At 49.4% G+C, this 5,241-nt stretch carries 3 protein-coding genes and 1 pseudogene; 1 reads left to right on the top strand and 3 read right to left on the bottom strand.

Features of this window, described 5'->3' with window-relative positions:
* From B2X00_RS00990 to B2X00_RS00980, 3 genes and pseudogenes are all read right to left on the bottom strand, one after another.
* Positions 1-395 (bottom strand): annotated as a pseudogene (locus B2X00_RS00990) (calcium/sodium antiporter); the annotation flags it as partial.
* Positions 396-442: 47 nt separating this feature from the next.
* Positions 443-2,344, bottom strand: coding sequence for an acetate--CoA ligase (locus tag B2X00_RS00985; protein WP_290485751.1), 1,902 nt, complete (start codon positions 2,342-2,344; stop codon positions 443-445).
* Between the two features lie 140 nt (positions 2,345-2,484).
* Positions 2,485-4,203 carry a DUF5666 domain-containing protein gene (locus tag B2X00_RS00980; protein ID WP_290485750.1) on the bottom strand — a complete coding sequence of 573 codons (1,719 nt, stop codon included), beginning with the start codon at positions 4,201-4,203 and terminating at the stop codon, positions 2,485-2,487.
* Positions 4,204-4,527: 324 nt separating this feature from the next.
* Here B2X00_RS00980 and B2X00_RS00975 point away from each other — a divergent pair, with 324 nt between their 5' ends.
* Positions 4,528-5,115 (top strand): ABC transporter ATP-binding protein, encoded by a 588-nt coding sequence (locus tag B2X00_RS00975; protein ID WP_290485749.1) that lies wholly within the window; start codon positions 4,528-4,530, stop codon positions 5,113-5,115.
* The last annotated feature ends 126 nt before the right edge of the window (positions 5,116-5,241 follow it).

The following is a 5,241-nucleotide window of genomic DNA, read 5'->3' as shown; positions in this document are numbered from 1 at the left end:
AGGACCCAAGCTTCAATGGCGGTTATTTGATAATCCCACAGAAAAGCAGCCGTCAATAAAGTAATCGCGATCAGCACCGGCAACTCACGTTTGATCACCCCTGACTGCACTGCAATCGGTGCCAACACGGCCGTTAAGCCCAACACTAAAGCAATATTCGTGATATTGGAACCGTACGCATTACCGAGTGCGAGTGCTGGGTTACCTTGTGATGATGCCAACGCCGAGACCACCATCTCTGGCGCTGAAGTACCGAAACCAATGATCACCATGCCAATAACAAGCGGCGCCATACCTAAGTTTTTAGCAACCGCGGCAGCGCCTTCGACAAAGCGATCCGCACTCCAGACTAGGACAATTAAACCTAAAACAACTGCGACAATAGAGAGTGTCATTCAATACCCGTTAAATTAACTTACAAAGCCTCTATTCTAACGGTATTTCAACTGACTTTCCTAGCTTCATTTTGCTGCTTTACCACGGTTTGAATCATCTCAACACTATCCGGGTCGTCTATCGTCGAGGGGACTGCTACAGTGTCGCCCTGTAGCACTTGTCGAATCAAGCGGCGAAGAATTTTTCCAGAGCGTGTCTTGGGCAACTTAGGTACGATGTAGAGCGTTTTTAAACACGCGATCGCACCGATCGTCTCACGAATTTGAGCAATGAGTTGCGCCTGTAATTCCTCTGTCGTGATGTGCACGTCATTTTTTAAAATCACTAACCCCACAGGTAACTCGCCCTTAAGCTCATCAGGTTGACCAACAACAGCACATTCAGCGACAGCAGTATGTTGCGCTAATACTTCTTCCATTTCACCGGTCGACAGTCGGTGACCCGCGACATTAATCACGTCATCAGTGCGGCCCATAATGAATACGTAGCCGTCGTCATCCATATAACCACCGTCTCCACTACAATAGTAACCTGGAAACGCCTTCAGGTAGCTATCTTGTAAGCGTTGCTCATCACCCCACACTGTTGGCAAACAGCCGGGTGGAAGTGGCAGGCGTAAACACACAGAACCTTCTTCATTAGCGCCTAATGGCTGACCTTGTGGATCGAGGATGGCAAATTCATAACCCGGCACAGGTAGGCTTGAAGAACCCGGTTTTACAGGGGTAGCGCCTACCCCCACCGGATTAGCGCACATCGGCCAACCACTCTCAGTCTGCCACCAATGATCATATACTGGACGCTGAGTCAGCTCTTCAGTCCACTCGAGCGTGGCGGGATCGAGCCGCTCACCGGCCATATAAATACGCTTCAACGCGCTAATATCGTATTTAGCTAAATATTCACCATGAGGATCTTCTTTTTTAATGGCACGAAACGCCGTGGGGGCCGAAAACACAGCCGATGCTTGATAGTCCTGGATAATCCGCCAAAACGCACCCGCGTCGGGCGTATTAATGGGCTTACCTTCGTAAAGTACTGAACTACAACCAAATAGTAGAGGACCATATACAATATAGGAATGCCCGACGACCCAGCCGACGTCCGACGCAGTGAATAGGGTTTCCCCAGGGTACATACCGTAAACGTAATTCATAGAGAAGTTCAGTGCCACTGCATAGCCACCATGGTCACGTACCACACCTTTTGGGCGTCCCGTAGTTCCCGAAGTGTATAGAATATACAATGGGTGGGTGGCGTTCACCGGCACAGCGTCGACCTTAACTGCGTCTTTTATCGCATCTGTCCAGTCGATGTCACGCGGCGGTTGCATCGACGCTTGGCTCTGCGGACGTTGATACACAATGACATGCTGTGGCGGGTGTTCAGCTTCTTGTAATGCTTTATCGACAATGGGTTTGTAATCGAGTACTCGTTGTCCCTCGATGCCGCATGACGCGGTGATCAGTAAGGCCGGCTCTGCGTCATCGATGCGGATTGCAAGTTCGTGCGCCGCGAAACCACCAAACACAACGGAGTGAATCGCGCCCAACCGTGCACACGCAAGCATTGCAATGGCTGCCTGTGGGATCATCGGCATGTAAATAACCACGCGGTCGCCTTTACTCACACCCGCCGCTCGGATCATACCGGCACAGCGCGCCACTTCGTCGCGCAACTGATTAAATGTCCACTGCTGTTTGGTCTGCGTAACGGGAGAGTCGTAGTACAGGGCAACTTGTTCACCTCGACCCGCCTCTATCTGCGCATCGAGTGCTTGGTAGCTGATATTGCACTCGCCATCGGGGAACCAATCGGCTAAGCCATTGGTTTCTAAATTAGCCGCCTGCTGGGGGGCTTTGAACCAATGTAGACGGTGCGCCTGCTCGAGCCAGAAACCTTCAGGATCTTGCTGAGCATCAGAATAAAGTTGGTGATAGGCTTGCATATACTCACTCCGCAACCAAGTTCAGTTGCGATAAGCATATGCAAGCAAATAGAAATTAAACATTCGACTTAGGTCGAAGTGCGTCGCGCATTGTGCGCGACACTCGGTATCGCACCTTGCGCCCAAGGCGCAAGCTACGATTAATCGTCGATTTCGGCCTCGTAAACAAGCACGTAGCTTTCTTCTTGCCACTGACCTTCGACTTCGACCACCACACCTTCAGCTAATGCATCAACGAACGCTTGTAGTGTGACTTCTTCATCATTGATTTTTAGCTCACTGTCAGTGGTTAAACGTGCTTCGATACCATTAACCGTAAAAGCTTCGCCATTGACGTCAGTCACCTCACCTTCGTATTCGGTATAGCCCTGGCGGTCATCACCGTCATCATCACCGTCGTCGGCATCATCGTCGTCGTCAAGATCGACCTCGACTTTATGCGCAATCAATTGATCACCGTCCCACTCGCCTTCAACCTCAACGCGCAACTCAGTATCGCCATCGAACAACGCAATGAACTCATCGAGCGAAATCCGCGAATCATCGGTTTTAAAACGCGTTTCGTCATTAACGATGACTTCGACTCCGGCAAGGGTAAAGCCCGTCTCAGAAATATCACTGGGCACGCCCTTAACTTCACCGTCCCGATCTTCCTCATCTAACCGCTTGATCTTCAGAGCGATAGCTTGACCTTGTTGGTCTTCACGCGCAATCACACGTAGTACGTCGTTAACGGCAATATCGTCGAACGTGAATTGGCGCAAGTCAGCATCCGAATCATCTTTATAACGAGTTTGCGAGGTTGTTAAGAATTCAATGCCGTTTACCGTAATCAATCCGTTATCTGCATCAATTTCACTGACAGCACCTTCGGTACGTCCTACCGCACGGTACTCTTGAAATTCTATTTCTTCAGCAACCCAAGACTCGCCATCATTACGTGCTTCAACTTTAATACGAACACCGTTACTCAGATCGGCCTCTTCACCCTCATCAAATTCAGTATCGTCATCGAGGGCAACTTGGTAACCTTTGATGACAAAAGTACCCGCCGCAGCATCATAATTACCGACAACACCGGCAACTTCGAGCTCATCAACATCGTCGTCTAAGCGACTATCTTTTTGTTCAATAGAATCAGCGATCAACGTATCTGAGGTTGAATCATACTGACTTCCTTCAACTTTAATGGCTAACCCATCTTGCAAATCGTCAGCCGTCATCTCTTCGAAGCTCGCCTGAGAGTAATCGATGGTGAGCTCGCCCAACATGAACGTTTGCGCGTCCGTATCGAGCCCCGCTATGTTACCTTTTACTTTAAGCTCATCCTCGTCGCTCTCAAGCTCCACCAAGGTCGCGTAAAATTCACCGTCTTCGTTTAAATAACCACTGATTTCAACAAAATCGCCGACCGCGAGCGTACTGTCGGTCACTCCCACAAATTCCGTAACATCATCAAAATTAATGGTTTGACCTAATACCGTAAACGCTTGGTTATCAATATCGATAAAGTCGACGCGACCCTGAATTTCTTCTTCATATTCGATTTCACTGGCTTCCGGTGTTTCGTTACCGGACCGTGTGGCTTTCATTTTTACCACCATGCCGACCTTTAGGTCACTCTCGGTGCCAGATTGAGCATTATCAAGCGCAATGGTGGCGTTGTCAGAACGATAACGTTCGCCGTTAACGTAAACACTACCAAAACCCGTGATGACTCCTTCGGTGACAATTGTAGATGATGCGGTTTCATTACCGCCGCCATTATCGCCGGTTGATGAGTCGGTGCTTGAATCAGACCCGCCACAGGCCGCGAGCGCACTACTGAGCGCGATAACGAGTAAGGAACGTTTAAACATGACTATCTCCTAACAGAATGAAACTTCAATTTGAAACACTTTGTTACAATAGACAATATGCTTTCTGCTAAACAGTCTCTTTACTATTTCTAAACAAAAATTCAATACCCCACGTAGGTCGCGCATTTTGCGCGACATCAACCATCGCGGCATTGGCCCCCACCCACCGTAGGTCGCGCATCCTGCGCGACATCAACCAGCGCGGCATTGGCCCCCACCCACCGTAGGTCGCGCATCCTGCGCGACATCAACCATTGCATCTTGCGCCCAAGGCGCAAGCTACCGTAACATGGCGGCAGATATCCGCTTAAAAGATGCACATAAATGACCAACATTGAATTGAATAATGTCAGCCTAAAACTCGGTGATAACTTAATTTTAGATTCCGTTACGCTCACGCTACCAGAAGGGCAGTATCAGCTAACAGGTAAAAACGGTGCGGGAAAGTCCACTTTTTTACAACTTCTTAGCGGGTTAATCATGCCCAGCTCGGGCTCGTTGAACGTTGACGATCGCCCCAATCTCGTTGCCGATAGTATTCAAATCCCCGACAACATGACGGTAACTACCGTGTTTTCGCTATACGATAAGTATCAACGTTGCGACACCACACAGCGCAGTCAATTGATTGAAGCTTTCCAGTTCTCAGATTGTTTAACAGCAACGGTAGGTAAGCTTTCGCAAGGAAATCAACAAAAGCTCAAATTGATACTGGCGCTCTCAGGCAACGGGCACTGGCTATTACTTGACGAGCCGTTTAACGGCCTAGATTCGACGAGTGCCGCCACTTTGAATCAAATGTTAGCGGAACTACATCGCCCTTCTATCGTCATTGATCATAGCGAGCAGCTCACCAACTTGCGCCCAAGGCGCAAGTTACATATCGATAACAAATCCATTGTATTGGTGTAGGTCGCGCATCTTGCGCGACAACAACCATCGCGACATTGGCCCCAGCCCCCGTAGGTCGCGCATTTTGCGCGACAACAACCATCGCGACATTGGCCCCAGCCCCCGTAGGTCGCGCATCCTGCGCGA

Origin of the sequence: Idiomarina sp. UBA3162, assembly GCF_002364475.1 — a bacterium.
In the GTDB taxonomy this organism is placed as follows: Bacteria; Pseudomonadota; Gammaproteobacteria; order Enterobacterales; family Alteromonadaceae; genus Idiomarina.
This window is presented reverse-complemented; position numbering and strand designations above follow the sequence as displayed.

Excerpts from the sequence above, each read along its gene's own strand:
- B2X00_RS00980 (WP_290485750.1), bottom strand. The coding sequence starts at position 4,203 with ATGTTTAAACGTTCCTTACTCGTTATCGCGCTCAGTAGTGCGCTCGCG.
- B2X00_RS00975 (WP_290485749.1), top strand. The coding sequence starts at position 4,528 with ATGACCAACATTGAATTGAATAATGTCAGCCTAAAACTCGGTGATAAC.
- B2X00_RS00985 (WP_290485751.1), bottom strand. The coding sequence starts at position 2,344 with ATGCAAGCCTATCACCAACTTTATTCTGATGCTCAGCAAGATCCTGAA.